The organism is Butyricicoccus sp. AM78-15b2TA, assembly GCF_027665985.1.
In the GTDB taxonomy this organism is placed as follows: domain Bacteria; phylum Bacillota; class Clostridia; order Oscillospirales; family Butyricicoccaceae; genus Agathobaculum; species Agathobaculum butyriciproducens.
Genome location: NZ_JAQEHY010000044.1, coordinates 1 through 4377, shown reverse-complemented (window position 1 = coordinate 4377; position 4377 = coordinate 1). Strand labels below are relative to the sequence as shown.

General features: G+C 40.7%; 5 protein-coding genes. All 5 read right to left on the bottom strand.

Annotation, left to right across the window (positions count from 1 at the left end):
* Nucleotides 1-140, bottom strand: a 140-nt coding sequence (locus PGS25_RS15420) for a DUF3847 domain-containing protein (protein ID WP_442865325.1), incomplete at its 3' end; no start/stop codon positions are given.
* Nucleotides 141-522: 382 nt separating this feature from the next.
* Nucleotides 523-1131 carry an ATP-binding cassette domain-containing protein gene (locus PGS25_RS15415; RefSeq protein WP_002593328.1) on the bottom strand — a complete coding sequence of 203 codons (609 nt, stop codon included), beginning with the start codon at nt 1129-1131 and terminating at the stop codon, nt 523-525.
* Nucleotides 1128-3092, bottom strand: a complete 1965-nt coding sequence (locus PGS25_RS15410; RefSeq protein ID WP_004845300.1) for a bacteriocin-associated integral membrane family protein — start codon at nt 3090-3092, stop codon at nt 1128-1130. Before PGS25_RS15410 ends, PGS25_RS15415 begins: the two co-directional genes overlap by 4 nt.
* A gap of 215 nt (nt 3093-3307) precedes the next feature.
* The gene (locus PGS25_RS15405) at nt 3308-3652 is read right to left on the bottom strand and encodes a TnpV protein (RefSeq protein ID WP_004845299.1); all 345 of its coding nucleotides are present in this window, start codon (nt 3650-3652) and stop codon (nt 3308-3310) included.
* On the bottom strand, nt 3649-4377 hold a 729-nt coding region (locus tag PGS25_RS15400), incomplete at its 5' end, for a DUF4368 domain-containing protein (protein WP_270419400.1). The genes PGS25_RS15400 and PGS25_RS15405, both read right to left, overlap by 4 nt.

Genomic DNA, 4377 nt, shown 5'->3' with positions numbered 1-4377 from the left:
GTGCGCTTGGTGCGTTCGCCTTTCTCCAGATACTTCTTTCTATTCTCCAGACGCTCCAGCTTGTGTTGTTCCTGTGCAAGCTGCGTCTCGGCTCGTTCCTTTTCGGCTCGGAGCTGGTCAAGGGTTTTCGGTTTTGTCATTGTGATTGACCTCCTTTTTTGATTTTGGGGATAAAAAAAGACCGTCAACTTTTCGCATAGTGCGACCAGTCAACGGTCTGATTTTCGGTATTTATTTTTCCAAACTTGCTGGCGGCGAACAGCATTTTATGCTGTTTGCGGACGGCAAGTCCACAGGGGATAGCCGCATTAGCGGCGCAAGGGGGTGTAGCCACCTTGACGGAACGAAGTGACGCAACTTTCTCGGTCGGGCAGTTTTCTTCTGCTGACAGAGAATGAAGCTCCGCAGGACGCACATACTCCCGATAGGAGAGTATAGAAGTGCGCCCTTTAGTTCCTAAAGGGATTTTCTTCTGACCCAAATTATATAAAATGTAGATCAAGACATTTCTAAGAGGTACTCTCAGATTTTCACAACATAAGGTTCATCTTCAATAATACCCTGATCGTGGGTAACAATGATAACCGTTTTACCTTCTTCATTGAGTTCGTGCAATAACCTCATAACAATATCTCTATTTTTCTTGTCAAGTGAGCCAGTAGGTTCATCTGCCAAAACAACAGAACATTTTTTCATCATAAGACGAGCTAAAGCAACTCTCTGTTGTTCACCACCGGAAAGCTGATAAACTTTTTTGTTAACTTCCTTTGATAACCCCACACGATTAAGAGCTTCTTTAAGTGATACTTTAGTTCGGCTTGATTTTTTAATCAAACTTAAATTTTCTTTAACTGTCTTATTTTCAAGCAGTGCAAAATTCTGAAAAAGAAACCCCACTGTATCCGCAAAAAAACTGTTTTTATTTTTAAGCCGGGTAATATTCAGCCCTTCGATTATGATACTGCCGCTATCCGGTTTTTCGATACCACCAATCATATTGAGTAAAGTGCTTTTTCCACTGCCGCTATCGCCGCTGATTACTACAAAACTTCCATCCGGAATTTCTAAATTAAAGTTAGAGAAAATTATTTTCTCTCCAAATGCTTTATTTAAGCCACGAATTATAATCATAAACATCCTCCCTTCAATGACTTTGAGATATTTGTTTTTTCAACCCACATAATATTTGTGAAAATGATTGCCATTTCAATAATGGTGAGCAACGCTCCAATCAGTAAAGCAATCCCGACACTTGCGTTAGATATAAAAATTGAAACAATGCAAATCAATATCACAACGGCTATATTTTCTAAGAGATTAACGGAAATAAATCTTTTGTGCCTTTCATAAAAGCGATAGCCCAAAACCTTTTTGAGGGAGATTTCCATCGCATTAAGTCTAAATTCCATTTTCACTTCAGATATGATGATAGCGATATCTAACAGCAATACTAATACGCAAAGAGAGCTTATAAAGCCAATCAGTTTCACGAGGAAACTATGACTATAAATGTAATCCTCTCCGACATTCGTCAGCATAAAATAGTGTGAACCAAGCTGTTCTGAATATTTTTTCGCAACACTGCGAATTGTGCTTTCATCGCATCCGTAGATTACCTCACCATTATATGTTCCTGTTTCGATATAACTTCCATTTAAAGCAACAGCCTCATTTGCCTGATAAATCACAATCGGATTTGTTACTCTTGACAATCCGTCAATAGCCTCTTCTCTGTTCGAATTGAGATAATAAAATTGTTCTCTGCCAGAATATTCTTTATAAACAACACGCAGTTCTTCTGCATTTTGGGTAAGAGAGCCAATTTCCTCTTTTGCGATATCTTTGTATGATTCCGCATTTCTTCCCTTTGGCACGAAGACCACGATATCCTCTTTTTCATCATCTTCAGTAAGCATATCAGAAAACCCTTGTAGCATATCTCTGGCATTATGATTTACAAAAATATAATTATCCGTATCGCTTATCCGGCTGCCTATGCAGACCACCGGATTTATCGTGTTGTATTCATTTTCGTAAAGGTCATTCCAAAATTTGCTCTCTTTGGATTCCTCCTCATTTTCTTCAAAAGGAGGTTCAATCTGCATAACTCCAAAATAATAATCATTATAATGATTTTCTAAAAGAGTAGTGTTTGTAAGTAAATTACCTTGAATGCTACTGAGATTTGTAGTTATTGTAAAAATTGTCATAGCAGTAGCAAATACTTTAAGACCGTTCAGAAGATAAAACATACCTTTTTTATCTGAAGCATTGGCAAAGGCTTTTTTTACATCAAAGCGGACAAAAGCAGCATAAGGAATTACGGAAAGAACTGCTCCGGCACAATACACTGCCAAAATGAGATGATCTTCATACGCTCCCGATATAAATTGAGAAACAAGCAACTTTGCTAAGACGAATAATGCAGCATATGAAATCATATCAGCCACTACAGCTTTTAGAGCAATCACAGCAGCATTTTCGCCCAGAGAAGCTCGTACAACTACTTCCTTTTGCCTGCGTATCACCTCAATCATATTAAGTACAATCATCAATATGGCAACCAGGCCCCAAACAATGAACATCATATCAGTTTCGGTTGATTGCCAAAACTCTGGCTGCGATATAGAATATTCTTTTGCCAAATCTTGATATGTGGCAATAATGTCATCATCATCACCGATATAGCTGACCATTATTTCCTGTCCATTGCCTGTGTTTTTTGCTTCTCTAAAATCTTCAAATTCTATTACGGTGATTCCACCTATCAAAGCCGTATATGTTTTTTCCTCAATATCCATTGTGCTTTTAAGACTATCCCGAACAACGGTATCATCACCATAAATATAAAGTCTTGTCTGATAATTAGAAACTCTCTGATTAAAAGTCGAAAAAATATGAACACCATGCTTCTCAGCTGTATCTTCTGCATTGGCTAAAAATGAATCCATATCGTCATTAGTAGTTGTGTATCTGGACGATAAATAATAAGCACCATTAAAGTTCCAGAGCATATTTTGATATACTTCAGCTTGCATAACAAAAGCAAAAATAATCGTAATCAACAGCAATATATTTCTTATATGTTTCATTTGAAATTCTTAAACCTCCTTTGAATAGGTAACAGACACACGATTGCCCAAAATACTAATATGGATTTTTTCATACAACCACATTCTCTTGTTAGATTCTAATTTTCCGTTTTCTTTATTCGCATAAATTGTACCATAAAACTCGTGAACAATTCTACCGCAACTTTGGACTACATGAGAAAAGTCCGAACAGTTTTCTGCCCGGACTTCCTCGCTCAATCATAAATCAATTCCGCTTTCACAATCTCCTCTGCCTGTGCCTTGCAAGCGTTCATCTGCCGCACCCATTCCATTTGGTTTTTGGCTTTTAGTTGCTCGGTCACGCCGTTTTGCTCTGCCAGTGACCGCACGATCAGCTCCATGCGGTTTCGTGCCGCTTCGTCAATCTCGGCGCAATGCTCAAAGAGCTTGTCGGATAGCACCAGCTCATTGAACAGTATCGGACGGTGCATTTCCAGATACGCCTTGCGAAGTCTGCCGTAGTGTCCGAGGGGCTTGGTCTTGCGGATAACGATGTTCGGGATAAGATAATCGCCGTTCTGTGTATAAGTGATATTCATGCTGTTTGTACTCCTTTCATCGGCTCTCTCTGCGGTAAACTGCTGACAGGGACGAACACGCCCTTTGCAATATCCTCCGCACGAATAGCGGCTTTCTTGGCTTCGATTTCTGCCTTTTTTCTCCCCTTGATTTTGTCCTCGTATCGCTTCTGCGCTCCGCTGGCTTTCCGCTTCAAGTAGTTCTGATGAAGCCTGTCCTTGCGTTCCTCACGCTTGCGGATTTCCTCTAATTCCTCCGGGGTAAGCTCCGCTTCTCCAAACGCCGGGGGAACGAATCGCCCAACAAAATTGAAGTAAATCTCGACCTCCTGTGTGGTCTGTATACTGCCTTTGCGGTCACGCTCATGTACAAGGATTTTCTCGATAAACTCGTTGAGCATGGCAATGGTCAGCTTGTCGAAGTTCTCGTATTTGTCAATCAGAGCGATAAAACGGTCAGCGTCCTTTTCGTGCTTTTCATAACTCCTGATAGCCTTTTCCAGAGCAGAGATTTCATCGGTAAGCTCGGCTTGCTCCTTTGCGTATTGAGCGTCCAGAGTGGCGTATCTGCTGTCGGACAGCTTTCCTAAAATGTTGTCCTCATAGATTTTGCAGAGCAGAACTTCCAGATCGGAAACTCTCTGCTTTGCGGCGGCAAGGCGTGTCCGCTGTTTCCTGACCTCTGTGGTCTGCTGGCTGGACTGTGCTTCCTGCACCACACGGACAAACTCGGCTCGGTCATGCTT